The sequence below is a fragment of the Escherichia sp. WS568 genome (genome assembly GCF_046486085.1).
GTDB lineage: Bacteria > Pseudomonadota > Gammaproteobacteria > Enterobacterales > Enterobacteriaceae > Escherichia > Escherichia coli.
In genome coordinates this window covers 83,003-97,093 of the sequence record NZ_JBJQMC010000006.1, presented here as the reverse complement: position 1 = coordinate 97,093, position 14,091 = coordinate 83,003, and the positions used below count along the sequence as shown (strand labels likewise).

Annotated in this window: 10 protein-coding genes and 1 pseudogene; 9 read left to right on the top strand and 2 right to left on the bottom strand. The window is 51.3% G+C overall.

Features of this window, described 5'->3' with window-relative positions:
• The first annotated feature begins 13 nt into the window (after nt 1–13).
• The 6 genes and pseudogenes from glgC to ACJHWR_RS08865 all read left to right on the top strand — a co-directional run bounded on the left by glgC (nt 14) and on the right by ACJHWR_RS08865 (nt 8,463).
• A complete protein-coding gene (gene glgC, locus ACJHWR_RS08890) occupies nt 14–1,309 on the top strand; it encodes a glucose-1-phosphate adenylyltransferase (RefSeq protein WP_000253975.1) in 1,296 nt (431 codons plus the stop codon).
• Entirely contained in the window at nt 1,309–2,742 is a 1,434-nt protein-coding gene (gene glgA / locus ACJHWR_RS08885) for a glycogen synthase GlgA (RefSeq protein ID WP_001197646.1), read from the top strand. Before glgC ends, glgA begins: the two co-directional genes overlap by 1 nt.
• Nucleotides 2,743–2,760: 18 nt before the next feature.
• The gene (gene glgP, locus ACJHWR_RS08880) at nt 2,761–5,208 is read left to right on the top strand and encodes a glycogen phosphorylase (protein ID WP_000993450.1); all 2,448 of its coding nucleotides are present in this window, start codon (nt 2,761–2,763) and stop codon (nt 5,206–5,208) included.
• Nucleotides 5,209–5,333: 125 nt separating this feature from the next.
• Nucleotides 5,334–6,842 carry a PstS family phosphate ABC transporter substrate-binding protein gene (locus ACJHWR_RS08875; RefSeq protein ID WP_122991685.1) on the top strand — a complete coding sequence of 503 codons (1,509 nt, stop codon included), beginning with the start codon at nt 5,334–5,336 and terminating at the stop codon, nt 6,840–6,842.
• Between the two features lie 25 nt (nt 6,843–6,867).
• Nucleotides 6,868–7,860 carry a PstS family phosphate ABC transporter substrate-binding protein gene (locus tag ACJHWR_RS08870; protein WP_001032210.1) on the top strand — a complete coding sequence of 331 codons (993 nt, stop codon included), beginning with the start codon at nt 6,868–6,870 and terminating at the stop codon, nt 7,858–7,860.
• A 2-nt stretch (nt 7,861–7,862) separates the two neighbouring features.
• A pseudogene (locus ACJHWR_RS08865) lies at nt 7,863–8,463 on the top strand (hypothetical protein).
• Between the two features lie 214 nt (nt 8,464–8,677).
• On the opposite strand, the gene glpD reads toward ACJHWR_RS08865, so the two are convergent.
• Nucleotides 8,678–10,183 carry a glycerol-3-phosphate dehydrogenase gene (glpD, locus tag ACJHWR_RS08860; protein ID WP_000448165.1) on the bottom strand — a complete coding sequence of 502 codons (1,506 nt, stop codon included), beginning with the start codon at nt 10,181–10,183 and terminating at the stop codon, nt 8,678–8,680.
• Nucleotides 10,184–10,372: 189 nt separating this feature from the next.
• On the opposite strand from glpD, the gene glpE reads away from it, so the two are divergent.
• From glpE to ACJHWR_RS08845, 3 genes are read left to right on the top strand one after another with little or no spacing between them, the layout of a single operon-like run.
• Complete coding sequence (gene glpE, locus ACJHWR_RS08855) at nt 10,373–10,699, top strand: thiosulfate sulfurtransferase GlpE (protein WP_000371924.1); 327 nt, start codon at nt 10,373–10,375, stop codon at nt 10,697–10,699.
• Nucleotides 10,700–10,743: 44 nt separating this feature from the next.
• A complete protein-coding gene (gene glpG, locus ACJHWR_RS08850) occupies nt 10,744–11,574 on the top strand; it encodes a rhomboid family intramembrane serine protease GlpG (RefSeq protein ID WP_000928723.1) in 831 nt (276 codons plus the stop codon).
• Between the two features lie 16 nt (nt 11,575–11,590).
• The gene (locus ACJHWR_RS08845; protein ID WP_000815099.1) at nt 11,591–12,349 is read left to right on the top strand and encodes a DeoR/GlpR family transcriptional regulator; all 759 of its coding nucleotides are present in this window, start codon (nt 11,591–11,593) and stop codon (nt 12,347–12,349) included.
• Here ACJHWR_RS08845 and rtcR read toward each other — a convergent pair.
• The gene (rtcR, locus tag ACJHWR_RS08840) at nt 12,331–13,929 is read right to left on the bottom strand and encodes a DNA-binding transcriptional regulator RtcR (RefSeq protein ID WP_001232898.1); all 1,599 of its coding nucleotides are present in this window, start codon (nt 13,927–13,929) and stop codon (nt 12,331–12,333) included. The genes ACJHWR_RS08845 and rtcR overlap by 19 nt on opposite strands.
• Nucleotides 13,930–14,091: the final 162 nt, after the last annotated feature.

Genomic DNA, 14,091 nt, shown 5'->3' with positions numbered 1-14,091 from the left:
AAAGGAGTTAGTCATGGTTAGTTTAGAGAAGAACGATCACTTAATGTTGGCGCGCCAGCTGCCATTGAAATCTGTTGCCCTGATACTGGCGGGAGGACGTGGTACCCGCCTGAAGGATTTAACCAATAAGCGAGCAAAACCGGCCGTACACTTCGGCGGTAAGTTCCGCATTATCGACTTTGCGCTGTCTAACTGCATCAACTCCGGGATCCGTCGTATGGGCGTGATCACCCAGTACCAGTCCCACACTCTGGTGCAGCACATTCAGCGCGGCTGGTCATTCTTCAATGAAGAAATGAACGAGTTTGTCGATCTGCTGCCAGCACAGCAGAGAATGAAAGGGGAAAACTGGTATCGCGGCACCGCAGATGCGGTCACCCAAAACCTCGACATTATCCGCCGTTATAAAGCGGAATACGTGGTGATCCTGGCGGGCGACCATATCTACAAGCAAGACTACTCGCGTATGCTTATCGACCACGTCGAAAAAGGCGCACGTTGCACCGTTGCTTGTATGCCAGTACCGATTGAAGAAGCCTCCGCGTTTGGCGTTATGGCGGTTGATGAGAACGATAAAATTATCGAATTCGTTGAAAAACCAGCTAACCCGCCGTCAATGCCGAACGATCCGAGCAAATCTCTGGCGAGTATGGGTATTTACGTCTTTGACGCCGACTATCTGTATGAACTGCTGGAAGAAGACGATCGCGATGAGAACTCCAGCCACGACTTTGGCAAAGATTTGATTCCCAAGATCACCGAAGCCGGTCTGGCCTATGCGCATCCGTTCCCGCTCTCTTGCGTACAATCCGACCCGGATGCCGAGCCGTACTGGCGCGATGTGGGTACGCTGGAAGCTTACTGGAAAGCGAACCTCGATCTGGCCTCTGTGGTGCCGGAACTGGATATGTACGATCGCAATTGGCCAATTCGCACCTACAATGAATCATTACCGCCAGCGAAATTCGTGCAGGATCGCTCCGGTAGCCACGGGATGACCCTTAACTCACTGGTATCCGGCGGTTGTGTGATCTCCGGTTCGGTGGTGGTGCAGTCCGTTCTGTTCTCGCGCGTTCGCGTGAATTCATTCTGCAACATTGATTCCGCCGTATTGTTACCGGAAGTATGGGTAGGTCGCTCGTGCCGTCTGCGCCGCTGCGTCATCGATCGTGCTTGTGTTATTCCGGAAGGCATGGTGATTGGTGAAAACGCAGAGGAAGATGCACGTCGTTTCTATCGTTCAGAAGAAGGCATCGTGCTGGTAACGCGCGAAATGCTACGGAAGTTAGGGCATAAACAGGAGCGATAATGCAGGTTTTACATGTATGTTCAGAGATGTTCCCGCTGCTTAAAACCGGCGGTCTGGCTGATGTTATTGGGGCATTACCCGCAGCACAAATCGCAGACGGCGTTGACGCTCGCGTACTGTTGCCTGCATTTCCCGATATTCGCCGTGGCGTGACCGATGCGCAGGTAGTATCCCGTCGTGATACCTTCGCCGGACATATCACGCTGTTGTTCGGTCATTACAACGGGGTTGGCATATACCTGATTGACGCGCCGCATCTCTATGATCGTCCGGGAAGCCCGTATCACGATACCAACTTATTTGCCTATACCGACAACGTATTGCGTTTTGCGCTGCTGGGGTGGGTTGGGGCAGAAATGGCCAGTGGGCTTGACCCATTCTGGCGTCCTGATGTGGTGCATGCGCACGACTGGCATGCAGGCCTTGCGCCTGCGTATCTGGCGGCGCGCGGGCGTCCGGCGAAGTCGGTGTTTACTGTGCACAACCTGGCCTATCAAGGCATGTTTTATGCACATCACATGAATGACATCCAATTGCCATGGTCATTCTTTAATATTCATGGGCTGGAATTCAACGGACAAATCTCTTTTCTGAAGGCCGGTCTGTACTATGCCGATCACATTACGGCAGTCAGTCCAACCTACGCTCGCGAGATCACCGAACCGCAGTTTGCCTACGGTATGGAAGGTCTGTTGCAACAGCGTCACCGTGAAGGGCGTCTTTCCGGCGTACTGAACGGCGTGGACGAGAAAATCTGGAGTCCAGAGACGGACTTACTGTTGGCCTCGCGTTACACCCGCGATACGTTGGAAGATAAAGCGGAAAATAAGCGCCAGTTACAAATCGCAATGGGGCTTAAGGTTGACGATAAAGTGCCGCTTTTTGCAGTGGTGAGCCGTCTGACCAGCCAGAAAGGTCTCGACCTGGTGCTGGAGGCCTTACCGGGTCTTCTGGAGCAGGGCGGGCAACTGGCGCTACTCGGCGCGGGCGATCCGGTGCTGCAGGAAGGTTTCCTTGCGGCGGCAGCGGAATACCCCGGCCAGGTGGGCGTTCAGATTGGCTATCACGAAGCATTTTCGCATCGCATTATGGGCGGCGCGGACGTCATTCTGGTGCCCAGCCGTTTTGAACCGTGCGGCTTAACGCAACTTTATGGATTGAAGTACGGTACGCTGCCGTTAGTGCGGCGCACCGGTGGGCTTGCTGATACGGTTTCTGACTGTTCTCTTGAGAACCTTGCAGATGGCGTCGCCAGTGGGTTTGTCTTTGAAGATAGTAATGCCTGGTCGCTATTACGGGCTATTCGACGTGCTTTTGTACTGTGGTCCCGTCCTTCACTGTGGCGGTTTGTGCAACGTCAGGCTATGGCAATGGATTTTAGCTGGCAGGTCGCGGCGAAGTCGTACCGTGAGCTTTACTATCGCTTGAAATAGTTTTCAGGAAACGCCTATATGAATGCTCCGTTTACATATTCATCGCCCACGCTTAGCGTAGAAGCTCTTAAGCATTCTATCGCTTACAAGCTGATGTTTACGATTGGCAAGGACCCGGTCGTCGCCAATAAACATGAATGGCTGAACGCAACATTATTTGCTGTGCGCGATCGTCTCGTGGAGCGCTGGTTACGTTCAAACCGTGCCCAGTTGTCGCAAGAAACTCGTCAGGTTTACTACCTGTCGATGGAGTTTTTGATTGGCCGTACGCTCTCCAACGCCATGTTGTCGCTAGGAATTTACGAAGATGTACAGGGCGCACTGGAAGCGATGGGGTTAAATCTCGAAGAGCTGATTGATGAAGAAAATGACCCGGGCCTCGGTAACGGTGGCCTGGGACGTCTGGCGGCTTGCTTCCTCGATTCTCTGGCGACGTTAGGGTTGCCGGGGCGCGGTTACGGCATCCGCTATGACTACGGTATGTTCAAGCAGAACATCGTTAACGGTAGCCAGAAAGAGTCGCCTGACTACTGGCTGGAATACGGTAACCCGTGGGAATTCAAACGCCACAACACGCGCTATAAAGTCCGTTTTGGCGGTCGCATTCAGCAGGAAGGTAAAAAAACGCGCTGGATTGAAACCGAAGAGATTCTGGGAGTAGCTTACGATCAGATAATCCCAGGTTACGACACCGACGCGACCAACACGTTGCGTTTGTGGAGTGCCCAAGCCAGTAGCGAAATTAACCTCGGTAAATTCAACCAGGGCGACTACTTCGCGGCAGTGGAAGATAAAAACCACTCCGAGAACGTATCTCGCGTACTGTATCCGGACGACTCCACCTACTCCGGGCGTGAGCTGCGACTGCGTCAGGAATACTTCCTGGTTTCCTCGACCATTCAGGACATTTTAAGCCGCCATTATCAGTTGCATAAAACCTACGATAACCTGGCGGATAAAATTGCGATTCACCTCAACGATACCCATCCGGTGCTGTCGATTCCTGAGATGATGCGTCTGCTGATCGATGAGCACCAATTTAGCTGGGACGACGCGTTTGAAGTGTGTTGTCAGGTCTTCTCCTACACCAACCACACGCTAATGAGCGAGGCGCTGGAAACCTGGCCAGTCGATATGCTGGGTAAAATTCTGCCGCGTCACCTGCAGATCATCTTTGAAATCAACGACTATTTCCTGAAAACTTTGCAGGAACAGTATCCGAACGATACCGATCTGCTGGGACGGGCGTCGATCATCGATGAATCCAACGGTCGTCGTGTGCGTATGGCCTGGCTGGCGGTTGTGGTGAGCCACAAAGTTAACGGTGTATCGGAGCTGCACTCTAACCTGATGGTGCAATCGCTATTTGCCGACTTTGCGAAAATCTTCCCGGGTCGTTTCACCAACGTCACCAACGGTGTGACGCCGCGTCGCTGGCTGGCGGTAGCGAACCCATCGCTTTCAGCTGTGTTGGACGAACACCTGGGCCGCAACTGGCGCACCGACCTTAGTCTGCTTAATGAGCTGCAACAACACTGTGATTTCCCAATGGTTAATCACGCGGTGCATCAGGCGAAGCTGGAGAACAAAAAGCGTCTGGCGGAGTATATCGCCCAGCAGCTGAATGTGGTGGTAAATCCGAAAGCGCTGTTCGATGTGCAAATCAAACGTATTCACGAATACAAACGTCAATTGATGAATGTGTTGCACGTGATCACCCGCTATAACCGCATCAAGGCCGACCCGGATGCGAAGTGGGTACCGCGCGTGAATATTTTTGGCGGTAAGGCGGCTTCGGCCTATTACATGGCGAAGCACATTATTCATTTGATCAATGACGTAGCGAAAGTGATCAACAACGATCCGCAGATTGGCGACAAGCTGAAAGTCGTGTTCATCCCGAACTACAGTGTTAGCCTGGCGCAGTTGATCATTCCGGCGGCCGATCTATCTGAACAGATTTCGCTGGCGGGGACGGAAGCTTCCGGCACCAGTAACATGAAGTTTGCGCTTAACGGCGCGCTGACTATCGGTACGCTGGACGGTGCGAATGTCGAGATGCTGGATCATGTCGGTGCTGACAATATCTTTATCTTTGGTAACACAGCGGAAGAAGTGGAAGAACTGCGTCGTCAGGGCTACAAACCGCGTGAATACTACGAGAAAGATGAGGAGCTGCATCAGGTGCTGACGCAAATCGGCAGCGGTGTATTCAGTCCGGAAGATCCGGGTCGCTATCGCGATCTGGTCGATTCGCTGATCAACTTCGGCGATCACTACCAGGTACTGGCGGATTATCGCAGCTATGTCGATTGTCAGGATAAAGTCGACGAACTCTACGAGCGTCAGGAAGAGTGGACCGCAAAAGCGATGCTGAACATTGCCAATATGGGCTACTTCTCTTCTGACCGTACGATCAAAGAGTACGCCGATCATATCTGGCATATTGATCCGGTGAGATTGTAAGTTCGCTAAAAAACAGAACGGGGCCAAAAGGTCCCGTTTTTTTTCGCCTTTATTTAGGAAAAGTGTCCAGAGGGGGCGAGGGTTATCGGGGAGTATAATTTCGCCATTCAGCAAGAATGGAAAGAATAATGCAAAACGGAAAATGGATTTTGACCTCGCTGGTAATGACTTTTTTTGGCATCCCCATACTGGCGCAATTTTTGGCAGCGGTTGTTGCCATGCTGGGGGCCGGGCTTGCCGCTATTTTTGATGTTTGCAATTTACTCTTTACGCCAACAATTTATCTTCTACTCAACGTCTTTATGCTGACGCTGGGCGCATTACTGCTATTTTTCTCTGGGCGAGTGTGGGCGGGCGATAGCGCACCAGAAAACAGAGAAATAGCCGCCTGGCGACAATGTCTTTTTTTAGTTCCCGCTTTATTAACCCTGGTTGGCTGGATAATCACGCTACATCTGGCAGATTATCAATTTCGCCAGATGGTTTCAGGTTGGTTGGCAAACCTTATGCTTCCCTGGTTGGGCGTTTTTACAGTCTCATTCGTCGGTGGTGAGTACTGGTGGATAGTCATTATTCCCGTTGGCGCGCATATCAGTTTTTCACTGGGATACGGCTGGCCGACCAGACACCCTTTAACCGGCACCTCCGGTCTACGTTGCCGTAATTTACTTCTGTTCATTCTTCTCTTACTGGGTATTGTCGCTGGTTATCAGGCTTATTTATATAAACAGCTTAATCCCGGCGTCGGTGTGCGTGAAAATATTGATACCTGGGCCTGGCGACCCGATAAACTTAATAATCAACTGACGCCACTGCGTGGTAAACCACAAATTCAATTTACGCAAAACTGGCCGCGACTCGATGGCGCTACGGCGGCGTACCCCATTTATGCCTCTGCATTTTATGCATTAAGTGTAATACCAGAGGATTTTCACGTTTGGGATTATCTGGATAACTCTCGTACGCAAGAAGCATATAACAAAATCGTTAAGGGCGATGCTGATATTATTTTCGTGGCGCAACCTTCCGATGGGCAAAAAAAACGCGCTGAGAAATCGGGCGTCACTTTGCTGTACACGCCATTTGCCCGTGAAGCGTTTGTTTTCATCGTCAATGCGGATAATCCGGTTAATTCCCTGACTGAACAACAAGTGCGTGACATTTTTAGTGGCGCAATTACCAACTGGCGCACGGTTGGCGGTAACGATCAGGAGATCCAGACCTGGCAACGCCCGGAAGACTCTGGCAGCCAGACAGTGATGCAATCGCAGGTCATGAAAAATGTCCGCATGATCTCGCCGCAGGAAACCGAAGTGGCAAGCATGATGGAGGGAATGATTAAAGTCGTTGCCGAATACCGTAATACAAACAACGCAATAGGCTACACCTTCCGCTATTACGCAACACAAATGAATGCCGATAAAAATATAAAACTGCTAGCGATTAACGGTATTGCACCGACTGCGGAAAATATTCGTAACGGCAAATATCCGTATATCATCGATGCCTTTATGGTAACGCGGGAAAATACTACGTCAGAAACACAAAAACTGGTCGAATGGTTTTTAACGCCGCAGGGACAGAGTCTGGTGGAAGATGTGGGCTATGTGCCGCTGTATCCAACAATGAAATAACGCTCGAGAGAAAGGAATCAGCGCAATGAATAAATTCACCGGTGTTTTACTATTAGGTACGGCGCTACTGGCGGGATGTGTCGACCGGGAAGGGTACTATAACAGCGTCAGGGAAGAAGACAGCCATGGACTGACGTCTCTGCGGGGGCAACCTGAATTACGTTACAACGATGATTGGTCAAGATGGCCGAGAGTGTACGGCGCTACAGCCTTATACCCGCTGTATGCCTCCGCGTATTATGAATTAGTACCCGAGCCAAAAGATAAGGATCGAACCTCGCTGGCCTGGCAGGCGTATGGTTTGCAACAAACCCGAACAGCTGAAGCCTACGATAGTCTGATTAAGGGTACCGCGACGGTTATTTTTGTTGCACAACCGTCGGAAGGACAGAAAAAACGTGCAGAAGAAGCAGGTGTTAAACTCAAATATACCGCTTTCGCCCGCGAAGCCTTTGTCTTTATCGTTGATATCAAAAACCCGGTTAATTCACTTAGCGAACAGCAGGTCAAAGACATTTTTAGCGGTAAAGTGAGTCGCTGGAATAAAGTGGGCGGCGGTGACGAAAGTATAAAAGTCTGGCAGCGGCCAGAAGATTCTGGAAGCCAAACGGTTATGAAGGGACTGGTTATGCAAGATACTCCAATGCTGCCAGCCAAAAAATCCACTGTTATCGATCTTATGGGCGGTTTAATTACCGAAGTCGCCGACTACCAAAATACACCATCTTCTATTGGATACACCTTCCACTATTACGTCACACGTATGAATGACAATATGCTCAAAATGCGCAAACAGATCAAACTGCTGGCTATAAATGGCGTTGCACCTACAGAGGAAAATATCCGTAACGGCACTTATCCGTACATAATTCATGCTTATATGGTGACGCACGAAAACCCTACGCTGGAAACGCAGAAATTCGTCGACTGGTTTTTAAGCCCGCAGGGACAGCAATTGGTAGAGGATGTGGGCTATGTGCCGATTTATGACGCATCATCCGAATCATCAGGACAATAAAGATGAATAAAATCAGACTTTATATTCCTCCGTTAATTCTTGGTTTTGTTATTGTGCCGTTGTTGGTGTGGCCGACGGTGGTTGCTCTGGCTGCTTGTGTTATCACGCTGAGTTTTATGGGAGAAATACTGTTCTCTATCCCGCTCATGTTCAGGCGTATTTCACTTCTGGAATTCCAACTTGGGTTATTGGCTGAATATGCACTTTTTTTTTCTGTGCCATGTGTTGCGTTGGTTGGCAATTTTCTTGCAGAGCTCAATCTGAACTGAAAAGCAGACTCCATTGTTGGTTGGTATTTGCACCAGTTTATTTCTGGTTGCTCCTGTGGAATATCATTTTCTATGTCGCGCCAGCGCAAATTGCTTTGCTGGAAAATATGCGCAATTTCTTTCTGACCATTGTCTGGTTACCCCTGAATTTTTTCAATTTGGGTCTCAGCCGTGGACTGACTTTATCGGTCCGATAAGCGCCCAGCTTGGTTTTGCATTGGGATATTATTGCCAGTGGCGTAGCAAAAATAGAAGTCAGAGGAAGAAGTGGGGCGAGTGGGTAATGTGTCTGAGTTTTGTTACGTTGGGTATGATTGCGTGGGCTTTGCGGTAATTCCTTGAATCAAAAAGTAGGTCAGATTGTTGACGAAGTGCGCTTTGTTTATGCCGGATGCTGCGTGAACGCCTTATTTTGTCTACAAAATCATGCAAATTCAATATATTGCATAAACCACGTAGGCCTGATAAGCGTAGCGCATCAGGCAGTTTTTTTGTTTATCATCAGTCTCAGGTCAGATTGAAATCTGACCTGGCCACCTTACGTTAATTTACGACGCCAGCGACAACTTCTGCTGCGTATACTCCACCAGCCACTGACTCACACGAGATTGTTGATCCGCATTTAGCCACATGCCTTGTTTTGTGCGACGCCACAGGGCATCGTCGGCGCGACGGACCCATTCGTGATCCACCAGGTATTTCAGTTCCGCTTCGTAGAACTCATGACCGAAATCCTCCCCGAGGTCGCTTATCGCCCCCGCATTGCCGAGCAGCAGTTCGCTGTTGCTGCCGTAAGTGCGCGCGTAGTGACGTGCCAGCGATTCAGTCAGGAACGGGTAACGGCGGCGCAGGCGAGCGGCATAATCGTCGCGATCGCCTTCAATGGCACCACCCGGCAGCACGCTCTCTTTCGTCCACGCCGGGCCAATACCCTGATAATACGGCGTTAGTTTTTCCAGCGCATGTTCCGCCAGTTTGCGGTAGGTGGTCAGCTTACCGCCGAATACCGACAGCAGCGGTGCTTTGCCGTTTTCGTCATGGATATCAAGGGTGTAATCACGGGTAATTGCCTGCGGCGAGTCGGACTCATCATCACACAGCGGACGCACGCCGGAGTAAGTCCAGACGATATCGTCACGGCTTAGCTGCTTTTTAAAGTGCGTGTTATACACTTTCAGCAGGTAATTGATTTCACTCTCTTCAATCTTCACGGCTTTCGGATCACCTTTGTATTCCACATCGGTGGTGCCGATGATGGAAAACTCGTCCATCCACGGGATCACGAACACAATACGTTTATCTTCGTTTTGCAGAATGTAGGCTTGCTTCTGGGTATGCACGCGTGGCACCACAATATGGCTGCCTTTGATCAGGCGAATGCCATAAGGTGAAGGCAGATGCATCCCGTCGTCGAAAAATTGTTTCACCCACGGGCCGGTGGCGTTCACCAGGCCGCGCGCCTGCCAGGTGTATTTTTTGCCGGTATCGATATCTTCTGCTTCCACAATCCACAGGCCGTTTTCGCGGCGAGCAGAAGTGGCACGAGTACGAGTAAGCACTTCACCGCCTTTACGTACCACCATCTGGGCGTTGGCGAGTACCAGACGGGCGTCGTCTACCCAACAGTCAGAATATTCGAATCCGCGCTTAATTTCCGGTTTTAACACTGAGTTTGCGCCAAAACGCAAACCGGTTGATCCCGGCAGGCTGGTGCGTTTACCCAGATGATCGTACATAAACAGACCAATGCGAATCATCCACGCCGGGCGCAGATGCGGACGATGTGGCAGGCGAAAACGCATCGGGAAGGCGATATGCGGAGCCATTTTCAGCAACACTTCACGTTCAGCCAGCGCCTCGCTGACCAGGCGGAATTCATAGTGCTCAAGGTAGCGCAGGCCACCGTGAATGAGTTTTGAACTGGCGGAAGAGGTCGCGCAAGCGAGATCCTGCGCCTCCAGCATCAGCACGGATAAACCGCGTCCAGCGGCGTCTGCCGCGATACCAGCACCATTGATGCCGCCACCTATCACAATCAGATCTTTGGTTTCCATGCTGCCCTCATTCACTTTCGTTAAAGTTCATAAATGTTCGTTATCGAACATATTAGCAAAGAATCGCGCTTTGGGTAACATTGAAAAAACATTTTAGAGTGATATGTATAACATTATGGCGTTTATCTGCCGCTTCGACGTAAACTGTGCGGTAAATTTGCCCACTTGTTTGTAAAGAAAGAGAGACGCATGGATCAGTTCGAATGTATTAACGTTGCCGACGCGCACCAGAAGTTGCAGGAAAAAGAGGCGGTGCTGGTCGATATTCGCGATCCACAGAGTTTCGCAATGGGGCATGCGGCGCAGGCTTTCCATTTAACCAACGACACATTGGGCGCGTTTATGCGTGATAACGACTTCGATACGCCAGTCATGGTGATGTGTTACCACGGTAATAGCAGCAAAGGCGCGGCGCAGTATCTGCTGCAACAGGGCTACGATGTGGTCTACAGCATTGATGGCGGCTTTGAAGCCTGGCAGCGCCAGTTTCCCGCAGAGGTGGCGTACGGCGCGTAACGCTTTATACTGTCCCCTTTTGTGTGGAATAAGCGACAGCAACGATGTTGATGATTACCTCTTTTGCTAACCCCCGAGTGGCGCAGGCGTTTGTTGATTACATGGCGACGCAGGGTGTTATCCTCACGATTCAACAACATAACCAAAGCGATGTCTGGCTAGCGGATGAGTCCCAGGCCGAACGCGTGCGGGCGGAGCTGGCGCGTTTTCTCGAAAACCCGGCAGATCCGCGTTATCTGGCGGCCAGCTGGCAGGCGGGCCATACCGGCAGTGGCCTGCATTATCGCCGTTATCCTTTCTTTGCTGCCTTGCGTGAACGCGCAGGTCCGGTAACCTGGGTGATGATGATTGCCTGCGTGGTGGTGTTTATCGCCATGCAAATTCTCGGCGATCAGGAAGTGATGTTATGGCTGGCCTGGCCATTCGATCCGACGCTGAAATTTGAGTTCTGGCGTTACTTCACCCACGCGTTAATGCACTTCTCGCTGATGCATATCCTCTTTAACCTGCTCTGGTGGTGGTATCTCGGCGGTGCGGTGGAAAAACGCCTCGGTAGCGGTAAGCTAATTGTCATTACTCTCATTAGCGCCCTGTTAAGCGGCTATGTGCAGCAAAAATTCAGCGGGCCGTGGTTTGGCGGGCTTTCTGGCGTGGTGTATGCGCTGATGGGCTACGTCTGGCTACGTGGCGAACGCGATCCGCAAAGTGGCATTTACCTGCAACGTGGGTTAATTATCTTTGCGTTGATCTGGATTGTCGCCGGATGGTTTGATTTGTTTGGGATGTCGATGGCGAACGGAGCACACATCGCCGGGTTAGCCGTGGGTTTAGCGATGGCTTTTGTTGATTCGCTCAATGCGCGAAAACGAAAATAATTCCAGGGATTTAGAAATGAAACAAACACAACGTCACAACGGTATTATCGAACTGGTTAAACAGCAGGGTTATGTCAGCACCGAGGAGCTGGTAGAGCATTTCTCCGTTAGCCCGCAGACTATTCGCCGCGATCTCAACGAGCTGGCAGAGCAAAACCTGATCCTGCGCCATCATGGCGGTGCGGCGCTGCCTTCCAGTTCGGTTAATACGCCGTGGCACGATCGCAAGGCCACCCAGACCGAAGAAAAAGAGCGCATCGCCCGCAAAGTGGCGGAGCAAATTCCCAATGGCTCGACGCTGTTTATCGATATCGGCACCACGCCGGAAGCGGTGGCGCACGCGCTGCTTAATCACAGCAATTTACGCATTGTGACCAACAATCTCAACGTCGCTAACACGCTGATGGTAAAAGAGGATTTCCGTATCATTCTTGCCGGTGGCGAATTACGCAGCCGCGATGGCGGGATCATTGGCGAAGCAACGCTCGATTTTATCTCCCAGTTCCGCCTTGATTTCGGCATTCTGGGGATAAGCGGCATCGATAGCGACGGCTCGCTACTGGAGTTCGATTACCACGAAGTTCGCACCAAACGCGCCATCATTGAGAACTCGCGCCACGTTATGCTGGTTGTCGACCACTCAAAATTTGGCCGTAACGCGATGGTCAATATGGGCAGTATCAGCATGGTAGATGCCGTCTACACCGACGCCCCGCCGCCAGTAAGCGTGATGCAGGTGCTGACGGACCACCATATTCAACTGGAGCTGTGCTGATCCTGCACGGCTTCCCACGTCAGATTAAAACGCGCCAGGTATTTGCGTAGCCGATCCGCGTCGTTGACGCTGGCTTTCCCCTGGCGCGAAACGTCAAAAAGCTGGCGTCCGGCAGCGGAAAGCGACTTTGCCTGCCGGCAGATAGCTATAACATGTTCCAGTTGCATACGGTCAAAGAGGTCGATGTTTTCTGCCTCAGCGCCCAGCAACGCCGTAAGCGCGGAAGGACGACTCTCCTGCCAGTTATAGCGCAGACGGTTTATCTCATCTCCAACCACTTCCAGAGTGATGCGTCCGCTAGTGGCAAAGGTTGCCATTCGCGTGACGCTGGCAGAAAGCTCGCGAAAGTTACCGCGCCATGCCGCCTGAGATGATGTTGCAAAGGCCAGCCAGGCGCGCCGCGCTTCGGTGTTAAAACGCACGCTGTCGCCGGTAAGTGAGGCGTGGCGCTCCACTTCATAATCCAGGTTAGGTTCAATATCTTCCTGGCGCTGGCGTAGCCCCGGCAGGGTGAAGGTCCAGAGATTGATCCGCGCGTACAGATCTTCGCGGAATTTGCCTTCGGCAACCAGCTGACGCAAATCGCGCACCGTTCCGGCGATCAGCTGAAAGTCGCTACTCACCTGGCGATCGCTGCCAAACGGATAAAAGGTTTTCTCTTCAATGGCTTTCAGCAGCATTGCCTGTTCGTCTGCGCCCAGTTCGCCAATCTCATCAAGAAATAACATCCCGCCGTTGGCGCTGCGTAATAATCCTTCCCGCGACTCCCGCGCCCCGGTAAACGCGCCTTTCACATGACCAAACAGCGCTGACATGGCGGTATCGCCGCGCAGAGTGGCACAGTTCACCTCCACAAACGCGCCGCTAAACTGATGCCGCGCCTGTTTTAACTCGAAGATGCGTCGTGCCAGAAACGACTTTCCCGCACCGGTTGGGCCGTTGAGCAGGATCGGTGCGCGGGATTTGATCGCCACTTTTTCGATCTGCTCAATCATGCGGTTGAAGTGGGCGTTACGCGTGGCAATGCCGGACTTAAGAAAATCGAGCGTTTGCTGGCGTTCCTCGGCAAAGCGGCTGGCGATGGCGTTATAACGGCTTAAATCGAGATCGATAATCGTCACTTCACCTGCACCGCGCGGCTGTTCTTTTTTACGCGGTGGCGAAGATTGTATTAACCTGGCGGGCAGGTAACGTGCTTCCGCCAGCAGAAACCAGCAAATCTGCGCGACGTGGGTACCGGTGGTGATGTGAATTAAATAGTCTTCTTTATCAGGTTCGAACGCGTAACCACGGGCGAAATCATGCAGGCAGGCGTAAACCTCCTCGAAATCCCATGGGTTATGCAGTTCAATCTCAACGCCCACCACTTTTGTTTCTGGCGAAACATTGGCGATATCGCGTTTAAGCGTTTCAAACAGCGAGCGTGAGCGGGCGTCGTGCAACAATTCCAGTCGATTGATGACTAACGATTCTTGCTGGCATAGACAGAGTGACGGACGCCATTTTGACCAGCGCTGACTGCCGCGCCCGGCATAATCCAACACCGTTCCGACAAAACCAAAAGCCACTGTTTTACGCATCTTAGATATCCTTATAAAAGACGATATTTCATTATCGGTAAATTGGCTTTGCGGGAAATCTCCGTTTACGGACGTAAAGATTTAATCTATTAAAAACAATGAATTAAAAAATTAAGCTGCTTAATTAATTTTCTGGCACGACGGTTGCAATTATCTGGACAG

Coding starts and splice junctions, on each gene's coding strand:
- ACJHWR_RS08870 (WP_001032210.1), top strand. CDS start 6,868: ATGAATAAATTCACCGGTGTTTTACTATTAGGTACGGCGCTACTGGCG.
- glpG (WP_000928723.1), top strand. CDS start 10,744: ATGTTGATGATTACCTCTTTTGCTAACCCCCGAGTGGCGCAGGCGTTT.
- glpE (WP_000371924.1), top strand. CDS start 10,373: ATGGATCAGTTCGAATGTATTAACGTTGCCGACGCGCACCAGAAGTTG.
- rtcR (WP_001232898.1), bottom strand. CDS start 13,929: ATGCGTAAAACAGTGGCTTTTGGTTTTGTCGGAACGGTGTTGGATTAT.
- glgA (WP_001197646.1), top strand. CDS start 1,309: ATGCAGGTTTTACATGTATGTTCAGAGATGTTCCCGCTGCTTAAAACC.
- glgC (WP_000253975.1), top strand. CDS start 14: ATGGTTAGTTTAGAGAAGAACGATCACTTAATGTTGGCGCGCCAGCTG.
- glpD (WP_000448165.1), bottom strand. CDS start 10,183: ATGGAAACCAAAGATCTGATTGTGATAGGTGGCGGCATCAATGGTGCT.
- ACJHWR_RS08845 (WP_000815099.1), top strand. CDS start 11,591: ATGAAACAAACACAACGTCACAACGGTATTATCGAACTGGTTAAACAG.
- glgP (WP_000993450.1), top strand. CDS start 2,761: ATGAATGCTCCGTTTACATATTCATCGCCCACGCTTAGCGTAGAAGCT.